The organism is Streptomyces sp. NPDC046977, assembly GCF_040644455.1.
Lineage (GTDB): Bacteria > Actinomycetota > Actinomycetes > Streptomycetales > Streptomycetaceae > Actinacidiphila.
This window is the reverse complement of sequence record NZ_JBEYWO010000002.1, coordinates 315,184-327,889: the sequence shown is the minus strand read 5'-3', so window position 1 is coordinate 327,889 and position 12,706 is coordinate 315,184. Positions and strand designations below refer to the sequence as shown.

11 protein-coding genes are annotated in these 12,706 nt (G+C 74.8%); 5 read left to right on the top strand and 6 right to left on the bottom strand.

Features of this window, described 5'->3' with window-relative positions; all coding sequences use genetic code 11:
- Positions 1-4 precede the first annotated feature (4 nt).
- Positions 5-388: a cold-shock protein gene (locus ABZ883_RS04035; protein WP_319662974.1), complete on the bottom strand. Its 384-nt coding sequence runs from the start codon at positions 386-388 to the stop codon at positions 5-7.
- A 188-nt stretch (positions 389-576) separates the two neighbouring features.
- Here ABZ883_RS04035 and ABZ883_RS04030 point away from each other — a divergent pair, with 188 nt between their 5' ends.
- A complete protein-coding gene (locus ABZ883_RS04030) occupies positions 577-813 on the top strand; it encodes a hypothetical protein (protein ID WP_360901042.1) in 237 nt (78 codons plus the stop codon).
- On the opposite strand, the gene ABZ883_RS04025 is transcribed toward ABZ883_RS04030, so the two are convergent.
- Positions 792-1,406, bottom strand: a complete 615-nt coding sequence (locus tag ABZ883_RS04025; protein WP_360901039.1) for a haloacid dehalogenase-like hydrolase — start codon at positions 1,404-1,406, stop codon at positions 792-794. The two genes, ABZ883_RS04030 and ABZ883_RS04025, sit on opposite strands and share 22 nt — an antisense overlap.
- 711 nt (positions 1,407-2,117) lie before the next feature.
- On the bottom strand, positions 2,118-2,945 hold the full coding sequence (locus ABZ883_RS04020) for a hypothetical protein (protein ID WP_360901036.1): 828 nt from the start codon (positions 2,943-2,945) through the stop codon (positions 2,118-2,120).
- Positions 2,946-3,085: 140 nt separating this feature from the next.
- Between ABZ883_RS04020 and ABZ883_RS04015 the strand changes: the two genes are divergently transcribed.
- Complete coding sequence (locus ABZ883_RS04015; RefSeq protein ID WP_360901033.1) at positions 3,086-5,512, top strand: helicase C-terminal domain-containing protein; 2,427 nt, start codon at positions 3,086-3,088, stop codon at positions 5,510-5,512.
- Positions 5,513-6,158: 646 nt separating this feature from the next.
- Positions 6,159-7,790 (top strand): DNA repair helicase XPB, encoded by a 1,632-nt coding sequence (locus tag ABZ883_RS04010; RefSeq protein ID WP_360901030.1) that lies wholly within the window; start codon positions 6,159-6,161, stop codon positions 7,788-7,790.
- 19 nt (positions 7,791-7,809) lie between these two features.
- Here the strand turns inward: ABZ883_RS04010 and ABZ883_RS04005 are convergent, their stop codons facing one another.
- Positions 7,810-7,977: a hypothetical protein gene (locus ABZ883_RS04005; protein WP_360901027.1), complete on the bottom strand. Its 168-nt coding sequence runs from the start codon at positions 7,975-7,977 to the stop codon at positions 7,810-7,812.
- A 265-nt stretch (positions 7,978-8,242) separates the two neighbouring features.
- Between ABZ883_RS04005 and ABZ883_RS04000 the strand changes: the two genes are divergently transcribed.
- Positions 8,243-10,321 (top strand): AAA family ATPase, encoded by a 2,079-nt coding sequence (locus ABZ883_RS04000; RefSeq protein ID WP_360901025.1) that lies wholly within the window; start codon positions 8,243-8,245, stop codon positions 10,319-10,321.
- A gap of 80 nt (positions 10,322-10,401) precedes the next feature.
- On the opposite strand, the gene murQ is transcribed toward ABZ883_RS04000, so the two are convergent.
- Positions 10,402-11,331, bottom strand: a complete 930-nt coding sequence (murQ, locus tag ABZ883_RS03995) for an N-acetylmuramic acid 6-phosphate etherase (RefSeq protein WP_360901022.1) — start codon at positions 11,329-11,331, stop codon at positions 10,402-10,404.
- Positions 11,328-12,224 carry a MurR/RpiR family transcriptional regulator gene (locus ABZ883_RS03990; RefSeq protein WP_360901019.1) on the bottom strand — a complete coding sequence of 299 codons (897 nt, stop codon included), beginning with the start codon at positions 12,222-12,224 and terminating at the stop codon, positions 11,328-11,330. Before ABZ883_RS03990 ends, murQ begins: the two co-directional genes overlap by 4 nt.
- Before the next feature lie 84 nt (positions 12,225-12,308).
- Here ABZ883_RS03990 and ABZ883_RS03985 point away from each other — a divergent pair, with 84 nt between their 5' ends.
- Positions 12,309-12,704 (top strand): hypothetical protein, encoded by a 396-nt coding sequence (locus ABZ883_RS03985; RefSeq protein ID WP_360901016.1) that lies wholly within the window; start codon positions 12,309-12,311, stop codon positions 12,702-12,704.
- Positions 12,705-12,706: the final 2 nt, after the last annotated feature.

Here is a 12,706-nt window from a genome sequence, read left to right as displayed (position 1 = left end):
TCGGTCAGACGTCGAGCTGGTCGGCGACGACCCGCAGCACGGACGCGATCTTGTGGCCGTGCTCCTTGTCCGGGTACCGGCCGCGCTGCAGCGAGCGGGCGACGTCCTCCAGCAGGGTCGTGAGGTCCTGGACGATCGGGGCCAGTTCGTCCGGCTTGCGGCGCTGCGCGGCGGCCACGGACGGCGCGGGGTCGAGCAGGACCACCGAGAGCGCCTGGTCGCCGCGCTGTCCGGCGACCACGCCGAACTCCACGCGCTGGCCCGGCTTGAGCACGGCGACCCCGTCCGGCAGCACGGAGGAGTGGACGAAGACGTCACCGCCGTCGTCGCGGGAGAGGAAGCCGAAGCCCTTCTCGCTGTTGAACCACTTCACCTTGCCGGTAGGCACGTCCGACCTCGTCCTCGCTGTAGAAGGAAAAAAGCTCTTGGATAGCAAGACAGCGGGTCCCTTCACAGACCCGCTGCCCCAAGGCTAATGGCCCCGGGGCGTGTGACAAGACGCCGTCGGCTTCTCTCCCCGGTGGTCGTCATCCGGCCGATGCGCTGCGTCTTCCTCCCGCGATCTACCCTGGTGCGGTGAGTAACGAAACCCGGAAACCGGGCGATGTGCTGGTACGCGTCGGCGGCGTGGTCTTCGCCGTCGGGGCACTGGCCACACTCGCCACCGTGGCACCTCTCCTGCTCGGCTCGGACCCGCTGCCGACCGCCGCCTACCTGGTGTCCATGCTGATGGGCGTGGGCTTCGCGCTGGCACTGGCCGGATTGCTGCGGTCGGCCAGGGCGCAGAGCCGTCAGGCGACGTCCGGGACGTAGCCGGCGAACCAGGCGGGGAACTCCGTCAGATCAGCGAGTACGACGTCCGCGCCCGCGGCGCGCAGTTCGTCCGCGCCGACCGGCCCGGTGGGGACCGCCACGGACAGCGCACCCGCCGTACGGGCTCCCACGACATCGCCGACATGGTCTCCGACGTAGACGGTCGCCCCGTACTCGGTGAGCGCCTCCGCCTTCGCCTCGGCCCACAGCCACCCGCGCAGTTCGTCGACGGCGATGCCCAGGTGGTCGAGGTGCAGCCGGGCGTTCGGCTCGTGCTTGGCCGTCACCACCACGACCCGCCCGCCGGCCGCGCGCACGGCGGCCACGGCTTCCCGGGCGCCGGGCATGGCCGGGGTGGGGGCGATCGCGTAGTCGGGGTAGAGCGCCCGGTAGCGGTCGGCGGCCGCCGGGATGTCCTCGGCGGGGAACCACTGGGCCAGCTCCCAGTCCAGCGGCGGCCCGAGGCGGGTCACGGCGAGCGCGGAGTCGATGGCGACGCCGGTCTCAGCGGAGAGGCGGTCGTAGGCGGCCTTGATGCCGGGGCGGGAGTCGATCAGGGTCATGTCGAGGTCGAAGCCGACGGTTATGGGCATAGCAAACACCCTAACCAGCCCACCCCGGCCCCTCCGGGCCCCTGCCCCACCGGTGCGCCGTCCCCACGACGGGCGTGGCGAACTGCTCCGACGACGGGGCGACACGCCGCGGGGACATCGGCCTCCGACCGAGGGCTGTGGACCTGCGGCACTCGGGGATACCCCGGCGGAGCTGAGGGATTCGTGGCACGGGGCGCCTCCCAGCGGTGACCCTTGCGGGGACGCCCCCGGCGAGGGCTGGGAAGTGCCGTGCTCGGGGGTACCCCTGGCGGAGCTGAGGGAGCGCCGCACGGGGCACCCCAGTAGCGCACGGTCCCGGCAGTAGCCCGGGTGTGCCCCCGGCGCGGGCCGGGAAGCTCCCCGCTCCGGGGGCACCCCAGCAGCAGGCGGCACGGTGCCAGCGGTAGCCCTCGCGGCACGCACCCCCGGCCCAAGGCCGGGGGATCACGGGACCCGGCGATGCAGAGGAGGCCGCGGCACGGGAGCGCCTCCGAGCGGCAGCCCATGCCAGGGTCCTCGGCCGAAGGCCGGCGACGTGCAGGGATACCCCCGGCGGAGCCGAGGGAGCCGCGGCACGGGCGCATCGCCCCTCAGCAGACACCCCCAGCCGAAGGCTGAAGAAGCCCCGTGCTCGGGGCACCCCCCCAGCGGAGCTGAGCAGGCGCGGCACGGAGGCACCCCCCCCCAGCGGCGGTCGGCGGCAGGGCTTGGCTAGCGGCGGGGGCGGGCGGCGCGGTGGCCCTGCCACAGCAGGAACAGGGCTGAGGCCACGGCCGCGATGCGCAGGGCGACGGGGAGGGTGTCGCCGATCGCGTCCCTCATGTGTCCCTGCGGGATGGGCTCGCCCCAGCGGCCGTCCAGCCGCCCCCACAGCCACACCAGCGCGCCCGCGGCCACCGTGCCGGGCACGCCCAGCGCGGCGAAGCGGGCCGCGCGGCGGGACAGCCGGCGCGAGGAGTAGGCGATCGCCCAGCCCGTGAGGAGGGCGATCCAGGATCCGAGGACCGCGCCGGCGAGGAGCAGCAGCGCGGCCACCGTCTCCAGCAGGGCGGACGGCCGCCACGGCCGCTTGCGGGGCGGCGCCTCGGCCTGCTCGGGCTCGGGCTCGGCCTCCTCCTCCGGATCGGGCTCCGGCTCGGGCTCGGGGGGCGTCATGGGGATCGTCACCCCGCCCGTCATGCCGGGCAGCCCCGCCAGTTCGTCGCCGGGCACCACCGGGCGCAGCGACGGCTGCCGCCCTTCCGCCAGGCGCCACCAGTCCGGCTCCGCGGCGGGCCGCGGCTCCGGCCCCGGCTCGGGCCCGGCGGGCCGGGCCGCGGGCAGCGCGGCGGCGTCCCGCACCACCTCGTCGGGTGTCCCCAGCCGCTTCAGGATGCGCCGCACCGCCGCGGAGCTGTCGCTCCGCCCGCGTTCCCGGTCGATGTCCTGCCGCAGTCGTGCCACGAGCTCGGCCCGGCGGGCCGCGGGCAGCGCCGTCTGCGCCAGGTCACCCACCCTGCTCAGGTAGTCCAGCACCAACTGGTCGCCCTCCGCACCCATGCCCCTGAAACTACCGCCTCGGCCCGCCCCAACGCCCGCCCCGCCCCCCGGCGTTCGGCCCCCCGGACACCCCGTCGGGGAGCGCCGCCGGAACGGGCGGGGGGATTACGGGCGCGGGCGGCGCGGCTAATGTGGGTGAGATGACCACCGAAGGGCCCGCGGCGGAGCCGCGCACGCTGGCGGAGGATCTCCGCGCCCGTGGCGACGGGGCGTTGTCCGCGCTGCTCAGGGCGCGTCCGGATCTGCTGAGTCCCGTGCCCAACGACCTGTCGCAGCTGGCGACCCGCGCCGGGACGCGGGCGTCGGTGGTGCGGGCCCTGGAGCGGCTGGACCGGTTCACGCTCCAGGTGGCGGAGGCGCTCGCGATCGCCCCGGACGGGGCGCCGTACGGGACGCTGCTCGCGCTGATGGGCCCTGAGGCGGCCGGCGCGCTGCCCGGGGCGCTGGAGACGCTGCGGGCGCAGGCCCTGCTGTGGGGCGGGGACGACCGGCTGCGGCTGGTGCGGACCGCGCGGGACATCCTGGCCCCGGCCGCGGGCAGCCTCTCGCCGACCGGGCTGGGCCCGAGTGTCGCCGAGGCGACGTCGGGGATGTCGCCGGGCCGCCTCCAGCAGATCCTGGAGGGTGCCGGGCTGCCGCCGACGCACGACCCGGTGAGTGCGGTGGACGCGCTGACCTCGCTGTTCGGGGACCGGACGCGGATGACCGCGCTGCTCCAGGAGGCGCCGCCGGAAGCGACCGCGGTCCTGGGCAGGCTGACGTGGGGTCCGCCGTACGGCGAGGTGGCGGACGTCGGCGCCCCGCCGCCGCCCGTGCGGTGGCTGCTGGAGCGGGGGCTGCTGCTGCCCGCCGGGGCCCGCAATGTCGTCCTCCCCCGGGAAGTGGCGCTGCATCTGCGGGACGGCCGCGCGCACCGTACGCCCGAGCCGGTGCCGCCGGTGGTGGAGCCGCGCGCGCACGATCCACAGGCTGTGGACGCGACCGCGGCCGGCCAGGCGTTCACGGCCATCCGCACGGTCGAGGAACTGCTCAAGCAGTGGGAGACCGGCGGCCCGCAGATCCTGCGCGCGGGCGGCCTGAGCGTGCGCGACCTGAAGCGGCTGGCGACGGCCCTGGACGTGGCGGAGCCGGTCGCCGCGTTCTGGCTGGAGCTCGCCTACGCCGCGGGCCTGGTCGCCTCCGACGGCGAAGTGGACGAGGCGTACGCGCCCACACCCGGGTACGACGAGTGGCTGCTGCTGCCGGCCGAGCTGCGCTGGGCGGCGCTGGTCACGGCGTGGCTGACGGCCACCCGGACCTCCGGGGTGGTGGGCACCCGGGACCCCAAGGGCCGCGCCCTGGCCGCGCTCGGCCCCGATCTGGACCGCTCGATCGCGCCCGAGATCCGCCGTCAGGTCCTGGACTTCCTCGCCGCGCTGCCGGCCGGCGCCTCCGCCACGCCCGACGCCCTGCTGGCGCGGCTGCGCTGGGAGCGTCCGCTGCGCGGCGGTGTGTCGATGGACGGGCTGCGCGCGGACCTCGTGCGGTGGTCGGCGTCGGAGGCGGAACTGCTGGGGGTCACGGGGCGCGGCGCCCTGGCGGCGCACGGCCGGGCGCTGCTGTCCGGCGACGGGGACCGGGCCGCGCGTGCCGCCGCGCTGCTGCGGCCGCTGCTGCCCGAGCCGCTGGACCACGTGCTGCTCCAGGCCGACCTGACCGCCGTCGCGCCGGGCCCGCTCCAGCCGCATCTGGCGGAGACGCTGCACGTGCTGGCGGACATCGAGTCCAAGGGCGGTGCGACGGTGTACCGCTTCACGCCCGAGTCCGTGCGGCGCGCCCTGGACGCCGGACGTACGGCGGCCGAACTGCACGCCTTCCTGGCCGCGCACTCGCGCACCCCCGTGCCGCAGCCGCTCAGCTACCTCATCGACGACGTGGCCCGCCGCCACGGCCGGCTGCGGGTCGGCGCGGCCTCGGCGTATCTGCGCTGCGACGACGACGCCCTGATCAGCGAGGTGCTGGCGGACCGCCGTACGGCGGGTCTCGGGCTGCGCCGCCTCGCGCCGACCGTGCTCGCCGCCCAGGCCGACCCGGGCACGCTGCTGGAACGGCTGCGGGCGATGGGGCTGGCCCCGGCCGCGGAGTCCGCAGAGGGAGACGTGCTCATCACCCGCGCCGACGCCCGCAGGACGCCGCCGCGCAGCGCCCCCGTCCCCGTGACGGACGGCCCGCCGGTCCCGGACGACACCCTGCTGGGGGCCGCGGTGAAGGCCATAAGGGCCGGCGACCGCGCCTCCACGGCGGTCCGCCGGGAGAGCGTGCCGCGCCCAGCCGCGGGCGGCGAACGGGGACTGCCCCGCACGGCCGCGGCGGAGACCCTGGCCACGATGCAGGCCGCGGTGCTCACCGGCGAGTCGGTGTGGATCGGCTACGTCAACGCGGACGGCGCCGCCAGCCAGCGCGTCATCGGCCCGCTGCGCGTCGAGGGCGGCTTCGTGACCGCCTACGACCACACCGCCGACGAGGTCCGCACCTTCGCCCTGCACCGCATCACGGGCGTCTCCGAACTCGCCGACGACCTCGCGTAGCCCGCCGGTGGCGGGACTCACCGCGGCACGGCAGCCGCCGACGCGACGGCCCGCACATGCGCGGCCCCCGCCTTCGTGCGCACGGCGGCCCCGTCATGCCGGAACGTCCCGTCTCGCGGTCGGGCCGCGACGCCCTCGCTACGCCGCGCGGCAGCCGTGCCCGACCACCCCCAAGCGGCAAGCCCCGCTGCGGCACGGCAACCGCCGGCCCGACCGATTTGCGCCCACGCCGCCCACGCCGCCCACGCAGGCCGCGCCTTCGCGCCCTGCCCCCTCAGGCATACGGACCGCCAGGGCGAGACTCACCGCAGCGCGATGAGACCCGCCCGCCCGCGGCCCGGCGCGGCGAGGCGCACGGCGCAGGTCACTCACCCCCCGCACCGGCGCTACCGGCAACCCCGCACGGCCGGCCGCGTGGCCCGTGACCACCCCGACGAAGCGCCGGCCGCCCGCCACCGCAGACAGGCACCGTGCCCCGCGGGGCACCCGGGCGGCACGTGCCGCCCGGACCCCGGTTGAGGCGACTCAGGGGCAGCCCGGGGATGGAAGACGGGGAGGGGAGCGTTAGTGAGGGGCGATGAGGGACCATGGGTAGTTCAGCCCGGCAGCGGGCCCGGTCCCGGCCCGTCCCTATGCGGAGGTTTGTGTGTCCTGTCTGATCGTCCAGAGCGACAAGACCCTGCTCCTGGAGGTCGACCACGAGCTGGCCGACGAGTGCCGACGGGCCATCGCCCCCTTCGCGGAGCTGGAGCGCGCGCCGGAGCACATCCACACCTACCGCCTCACGCCGCTCGGCCTGTGGAACGCGCGGGCCGCGGGGCACGACGCGGAGCAGGTGGTGGACGCGCTGGTGAAGTTCTCCCGCTATCCCGTGCCGCACGCGCTGCTGGTGGACATCGCCGAGACCATGGACCGGTACGGTCGGCTGACGCTGAGCAAGCACCCGGCGCACGGCCTGGTGCTGACCTCCACGGACCGGCCGGTGCTGGAGGAGATCCTGCGTTCGAAGAAGGTGGCCCCGCTGGTGGGCGCCCGGATCGATCCGGACACGGTGGTCGTGCATCCTTCCGAGCGCGGCCAGATCAAGCAGGTGCTGCTGAAGCTGGGCTGGCCCGCCGAGGACCTGGCCGGCTACGTGGACGGCGAGGCGCACCCGATCGAGCTGGCGGAGAACGGCTGGGCGCTGCGCCCGTACCAGAAGCAGGCCGTCGAGGGCTTCTGGCACGGCGGCTCCGGGGTGGTCGTGCTGCCCTGCGGCGCCGGGAAGACGCTGGTCGGCGCCGGTGCGATGGCCGAGGCGAAGGCCACGACGCTGATCCTGGTGACGAACACCGTCTCGGCCCGGCAGTGGAAGCACGAGCTGGTGAAGCGGACCTCGCTGACCGAGGACGAGATCGGCGAGTACAGCGGCACCCGCAAGGAGATCCGCCCGGTCACCATCGCGACGTACCAGGTGCTGACGACCAAGCGGAAGGGCGTCTACCCGCACCTGGAGCTCTTCGACTCCCGTGACTGGGGCCTGATCGTCTACGACGAGGTGCACCTGCTGCCCGCGCCGGTCTTCAAGTTCACCGCCGACCTCCAGGCCCGCCGCCGGCTGGGCCTGACCGCGACGCTGGTGCGCGAGGACGGCCGGGAGTCGGACGTCTTCTCGCTGATCGGCCCCAAGCGCTTCGACGCGCCGTGGAAGGAGATCGAGGCGCAGGGCTACATCGCGCCCGCGGACTGCGTGGAGGTGCGGGTCAACCTCACGGACTCCGAGCGGCTGGCGTACGCCACCGCCGAGGCCGAGGAGAAGTACCGCTACTGCGCCACGACCGCGACCAAGCGGAAGGTCACCGAGGCCCTGGTGGCCAAGCACCAGGGCGAGCAGACGCTGGTCATCGGCCAGTACATCGACCAGCTGGACGAGCTGGGCGAGCATCTGAACGCCCCGGTGATCAAGGGCGAGACGACCAACGCGCAGCGCGAGAAGCTCTTCGACGCCTTCCGGGAGGGCGAGATCTCGGTGCTGGTGGTCTCGAAGGTCGCCAACTTCTCCATCGACCTGCCCGAGGCGACGGTCGCCATCCAGGTGTCCGGCACGTTCGGCTCCCGCCAGGAGGAGGCGCAGCGCCTCGGCCGGGTGCTGCGGCCGAAGGCGGACGGCCACGAGGCCCGGTTCTACTCGGTGGTCGCGCGCGACACCATCGACCAGGACTTCGCCGCCCACCGGCAGCGCTTCCTGGCCGAGCAGGGCTACGCGTACCGCATCGTGGACGCGGACGAGCTGCTCTGACGGGGGCTGTCCGGGGCCGTCAGTAGCGCGTGCCGTCGGGGCCGAGCAGGACGACGCGGCAGGCGCTCGTCACGTAGACCCTGGCGGCGCGCAGCGCGTTGCCGAGCAGGTACCGCGGACGGCGGTGCGCGGCGTACGCCGTCAAGGCGGTGCTGCCCCGGACGCGGGATGTACGGGCTCGTGCCATGACCCCAATGTACGCACATGTGATGCTTTGGGGAGAGCTGCGCACGGGCGTGACGGGAAATCCATTCGCGCCGTCCGTCCCGGCGGCGTAGGATCCTTCGTCTTGCCGCCCGCCCCCGAGGGGACGGTGCCACCGGCCGGACGGAAACCGGCCGGGTCATGGTGTTACTCGCATTCGTATCAGGACAGCGCCCCGCCGCCGCGCCCCCGCGCGCGCCGGTCCGGGGCCGGCTGAGCCATGCCCTACGTGCCGCCGGAGGCAACCCGTGCCCGGGGAACAATCCCTCACCACCGATCATCCGCTCGACCGCGAACGCGCCCACCTCGCCGCGTCCCGCTCCGCGCTGCGCGCCATGCGCGCCGACGTCGAGGCGCTCGACATCAAGGACGTGACCGCCAACTGGGTGAACGCCGAAGTGCTCCAGCGAGACATGGACGCGCGCATCAAGGCCCTCGCGGACCTCGCCCACACCCCGCTCTTCTTCGGCCGCCTCGACTACCTGGAAGGTCAGGCCGCCCACGCCGAGGCCGCCGAGCCCGAAGCCGCCGAGGAGGAGGAGCACCGCTTCTACATCGGCCGCCGCCACGTCCACGACGCCGACGGCGACCCCATGGTCATCGACTGGCGTGCGCCGGTCTCCCAGCCCTTCTACCGCGCCTCGCGCAAGGACCCGCAGGACGTCGCGCTGCGCCGCCGCTTCGGCTACACCGGCGGTGACCTGACCGCGTACGAGGACGAGCACCTCACCGACCCGAGCGAGGCGCAGACCTCCAGCAAGCTGCTCCAGCAGGAGATCGAGCGGCCCCGCGTCGGCCCGATGCGGGACATCGTCGCCACGATCCAGCCGGAACAGGACGAGATCGTCCGCGCCGGGATCGGCGGCACAGTCTGCGTGCAGGGCGCGCCCGGCACCGGGAAGACCGCCGTCGGCCTGCACCGGGTGGCGTACCTGCTGTACGCGCACCGCGAACGCCTGGCCCGCACGGGCACCCTCGTCATCGGCCCGAACGCCTCCTTCCTGCACTACATCGAGCAGGTGCTGCCCGCGCTGGGCGAGCTCAGCGTCAAGCAGGCCACCGTCGACGACCTGGTCGCGCACGTCCCCGTCAGGGGCGCGGACAGCGCGGCCGCCGCCCAGGTGAAGGGCGACGCGCGGATGGCGGAGGTGCTGCGCCGGGCGGTCCGCTCGGGCATCCGGATGCCCACCGAGCCCGTCGTCGTGGTGCGCGGCTCGCGGCGCTGGAGGGTCCCGGCCTACGCACTGGAGGAGCTGGTCCGCGAGCTGATGGACCGCGACATCCGGTACGGCGCCGCCCGCGAGGCCCTGCCGCAGCGGATCGCGCACGCCGTGCTGGTGCAGATGGAGGCGGCCGGCGAGGCACCGGACGACCGGGTGCAGGACGCGGTGGCCCGCAACGCGGCGGTCAAGGCGGCCGTGAAGGAGGCCTGGCCGCCGGTGGACCCGGCAAAGACGGTGCTGCGGCTGCTGTCCGAGCCGGAGTTCCTGGCGCGGTGCGCTGAGGGCCTGCTCACGGAGGAGGAGCAGAAGCAGGTCCTGTGGGCGAAGCCGGCCCGGGGGATCGCCTCCGCGAAGTGGTCGGCGGCCGACACCGTGCTGATCGACGAGGCCCACGACCTGGTGCACCGCACCGGCTCGCTCGGCCATGTGGTGCTGGACGAGGCCCAGGACCTGTCCCCCATGCAGTACCGGGCCGTCGGGCGGCGCTGCTCCACCGGTTCCGCGACCGTGCTGGGCGACCTGGCGCAGGGCACGACGCCGTGGGCCACCGCCACCTGGGAGGAGGCGCTGGCCCACCTGGGCAAGCCGGGCTCCCAGGTCGAGGAGCTGACCCAGGGCTTCCGCGTGCCGCTGGAGGTCATCGCCTACGCCTCCCGGCTGCTGCCCGCCATCGCCCCGGGCCTGACCGAGGCCACGTCCGTCCGCGACAACCCGGGCGCGTTCTCCGTCACGGAGGTGCCCGCGCGGGAACTGACCGACGCGGTGGTCACCGCCTGCCGGGAGGCCCTGGAGCGCGAGGGCTCCACGGGCCTGATCGCGGCCGACGCCCGCGTCCCGGCGCTGGCCGAGGCGCTGGGGGCGGCCGGGCTGACGTATCTGTCGCCCGGTGAGGAGACCACCCCGGACGTCCGGCTCACGCTCGTCCCCGCCTCGCTGGCCAAGGGCCTGGAGTACGACTACGTCGTGCTGGACGAGCCCGCCGCCGTCGTCGACGGCGAGCCCGACGAGCGCACGGGCCTGCGCCGCCTGTACGTCTCCCTCACCCGCGCCGTCTCGGGCCTCGCGGTCCTGCACTCCGCACCGCTGCCGGAGGCGCTGCGCTAGGCACGCCGTTACGCGAGCTCCTCCAGGGCGGTGCGCCGCAGGGACGGAGAGTCGTCCCGTGGGCGGCCCAGACGGCGGTGTCAGCGTGCGGAGGCCGCCGCGGCCAGGGCCGCCCGCAGGTGGCCGTCCGCGTCCGTGAGGAGGCGGGCGGCCGTCGCCGCGTCGACCCCGGCGAGCAGGACGAGGACGGCGTCCTTGACCTCGCCGCCGGTCGCGGTGAGGGCGGCCTCGATCTCCTCGTCGGGGGCGCCGGTGGCCTGGGCGACGATGCTGCGGGAGCGGGCGCGCAGCTTCTCGTTGGAGGCGCGGACGTCGACCATCAGGTTCCCGTAGGTCTTGCCCAGCCTGATCATCGTGATGGTCGAGAGCATGTTGAGGACGAGCTTCTGGGCGGTGCCCGCCTTGAGCCGGGTGGAACCGGTCAGGAACTCCGCGCCCGTGACGACCTCGATGCCGTGCTCGGCCGCGGCGGCGAGCGGGGACCCGGCGTTGCAGGACAGCCCGACCGTCAGGGCGCCCAGGGCGCGGGCGTGCTCGACGGCGCCGACGGCGTAGGGGGTGCGGCCGGAGGCGGAGACGCCGACGACCGCGTCGTCCGGGCCGACGGCGAGCGCGTCGAGGTCGGCGGCGGCCAGTTCGCGGCTGTCCTCCGCGCCCTCGACGGCGTCGGACATCGCGCGCGGGCCGCCCGCGATGAGCCCGGTGACCTGGCCGGGCGTGGTGTTGAAGGTCGGCGGGCACTCGCTGGCGTCCAGGACGCCGAGGCGCCCGGCGGTGCCCGCGCCCGCGTAGACCAGACGGCCGCCGCGGGACATCCGAACGGCGATGCCGTCGATCGCGGCGGCGATGGCGGGGAGTTGGGCGGCGACCGCGGCCGGCACGGAGCCGTCCTCGGTGTTCATCAGACGGGCGATGTCGAGCGTGGCGAGCCGGTCGATCTCGGCGAGGTCGGGGCGGAAGGCCTCGGTGGTCAGCAGGTCCAGTTCGCGGCGGAGCTCGGCGTGCGTCATGTGCGGTGGTTCCTTCGGGGGCTGTGACGATGGGCCAGGGCTTCGTACGACGCGGCCAGGGCCGGTCCCGCGGTGTCGTAGGTCCGTTGTGCGACGCCGACGAACAGGCAGTCCACGACCAGCAGTTGGCTGGTGCGGCTGGACATGGCCGCCGGGCGGAACTCGCTCTCCCGGCTGCTGGAGGTGAGCAGCACATGGTCGGCGTACTGGGTGGCCGTGCCGTCGGCGCGGCCCGTGATCGCGATGGTGGTGGCGCCCCGGTCGAAGGCGGCGCGCAGGGGTTCGACCACGTCGTGAGTGTGCCCGGAGTGGGTGACGGCCACGGCAACGTCGCCTTGCCGGAGCTGCACCGCGTTGGTGACGGCGAGGTGGGGGTCGGAGAGCGCGTGCGCGATCAGGCCGATGCGCAGCAGCTTCTGCACCAGGTCCTGGGCGACCAGGCTGGACGCCCCTATCCCGTAGACGTCGATGCGGCGGGCGGCGGCCAGCGCGGCGACCGCGGCCTCCAGTTGGGAGACGTCCAGTTGCGCGGCGGTGTCGGCGAGGCAGCGCTGCTCGTCCTCCGCGAGCTTGGCCACGACCTCGGAGAGCGGGTCGCCGACGGCGATGTCCGGGGTGACGGCGGGCCGGCCGCCCGCCTCCTCGCGGGCGGCGAAGGCGGCCAGGGCGAGCCGCAGATCGCGGTAGCCGGGGTAGCCCAGCACCCGTGCCGTGCGGACGACGGTGGCCTCGCTGGTCCCGGTGCGGACGGCCAGCGCGGTCACGGTGAGCCGGGAGCACTCCGCGGGGTCGGCGACGACGGCCTCCGCGACGCGCTGCATGGAGCGGGTCATGGTGGGGGCCAGGGTCCTGACCTTGGCGGCCAGCCCCCCGGCACTGAAAGTTTCCTTCATTTTCTCGGCCACACCGCGAAAGCTATTTTCACGGCCGTACGGCGTCAAGGACGTCAGGACGGCCACTGGGCGACAATAGGGGGCATGGATCCCGACGTTCCCGGCGCCCCGGGCGCCCCCGCCGCACTGGAAGCCGCGCTGCACGGCGCGCGAGCGCTCATCCTCGCCGACCTCACCGCCACCGACGTGACCGACCCCGGGATCGTCTCCCTCGTCGAGGACACCGTCGCGCAGCGCCGGTGGTGGGTGGAGCAGTGGCCGGACGGTGCCGCGTTCGTCGCGGGCCTCGTCGCGCAGGACATCAAGGACGCCCTGCTGGAACGGACGGGCCGGTGGCCGCTGTGCCCGCGCTGCGAGGACCCGCACGCCCTGGACATCGAACCCGAACTGGGTCCCGACCCGCACTGGGTCTGCGAGTCGCTGGGCGAGGCCGTGGCCCCCGTCGGCTCGCTGGCCGCCGCGATGGGCGGGGCCCGCTGACC

What these genes read in the sequence shown, in the direction of transcription:
- ABZ883_RS04025 (WP_360901039.1), bottom strand. Translation starts at nt 1,406, where the DNA reads ATGCCCATAACCGTCGGCTTCGACCTCGACATGACCCTGATCGACTCC.
- ABZ883_RS04020 (WP_360901036.1), bottom strand. Translation starts at nt 2,945, where the DNA reads ATGGGTGCGGAGGGCGACCAGTTGGTGCTGGACTACCTGAGCAGGGTG.
- ABZ883_RS04015 (WP_360901033.1), top strand. Translation starts at nt 3,086, where the DNA reads ATGACCACCGAAGGGCCCGCGGCGGAGCCGCGCACGCTGGCGGAGGAT.
- ABZ883_RS04005 (WP_360901027.1), bottom strand. Translation starts at nt 7,977, where the DNA reads ATGGCACGAGCCCGTACATCCCGCGTCCGGGGCAGCACCGCCTTGACG.
- murQ (WP_360901022.1), bottom strand. Translation starts at nt 11,331, where the DNA reads ATGACGCACGCCGAGCTCCGCCGCGAACTGGACCTGCTGACCACCGAG.
- ABZ883_RS03990 (WP_360901019.1), bottom strand. Translation starts at nt 12,224, where the DNA reads ATGAAGGAAACTTTCAGTGCCGGGGGGCTGGCCGCCAAGGTCAGGACC.
- ABZ883_RS03985 (WP_360901016.1), top strand. Translation starts at nt 12,309, where the DNA reads ATGGATCCCGACGTTCCCGGCGCCCCGGGCGCCCCCGCCGCACTGGAA.